Raw genomic sequence first — 981 nt, forward strand, 5'->3', positions numbered from 1 at the left:
TATGCCATCATTAGTAGCCGAGATTAGCTCTGTAGTCGAGAAGCACATGAAGACTATCGGTCTAATCAAGTCTGAAGAAATGAGCGATCATACAAAGCAGATTCTTGCTGAAAAGAAAGCCCAGTTCGAAAAGGAAGGCAGCGCTACTCACGTTAACACTGAAGAGCCACCTGAAGATAACCCATTCCCTGCTAACGCGACGCTTTGTAAGAAGTGCCACAATAAGTCGGTGATCGTTATGGATGGTTGCCAGACTTGCTTGAACTGCGGTGATAGCAAGTGCGGCTAGTGCTTTCTAGCTAAATAAGCTAAACGAAAAAGGCCAAGTAAATATTTTACTTGGCCTTTTTTGCATTTATGCGGCGCTATTTCTAACAGTTAGCCAAACCGCCCACCGATATAATCCTGCGTTACCTGATTACTTGGCGATTCAAAAACTTTTGTCGTTTGGTCAAACTCCATTAGCTTCCCTAGGTGGAAGTGAGCAGTCATGTCGGCAGTACGATGTGCTTGTTGCATGTTATGCGTCACAATTACAATCGTGTAACTTTTCTTTAGCTCAAGCATTAGCTCTTCGATTTTTTGTGTCGAGATCGGGTCGAGTGCTGAGGTAGGTTCGTCCATTAGTATAACGTCAGGCTTAACCGCTATCGTTCGGGCAATACAAAGTCTTTGTTGCTGACCACCTGACAAACTCGTACCAGGGGAATGCAGTTTGTCTTTAACTTCATTCCACAGACCTGCCGATATAAGAGAACGCTCAACTAAGTCATCACATTCGGTACTACCCTTTTTAACCTGGCTATGCTTAATTGGTCCGTAAGCAACATTCTCGTAGATAGACTTTGGGAAAGGGTTTGGCTGCTGAAACACCATTCCTACACGCTTTCTTACCGAAACTTCGTCTACGTCTTTGTCATATATATTCTTACCATCAATGACTACTCTTCCGGCAATATCAACGATGTCGATCAGGTCATT

Annotated in this window: 1 protein-coding gene and 1 pseudogene; one reads left to right on the forward strand and one right to left on the reverse strand. The window is 43.6% G+C overall.

Annotated elements, in window-relative coordinates; genetic code table 11:
- A pseudogene (locus tag A3766_RS03360) lies at window positions 1–289 on the forward strand (NrdJb); the annotation flags it as partial.
- Window positions 290–378: 89 nt separating this feature from the next.
- Here the strand turns inward: A3766_RS03360 and A3766_RS03365 are convergent.
- The coding region (locus A3766_RS03365) for a phosphate ABC transporter ATP-binding protein (RefSeq protein ID WP_068641682.1) at window positions 379–981 on the reverse strand (603 nt) is incomplete at its 5' end.

This window comes from Oleiphilus sp. HI0132 (assembly GCF_001635845.1).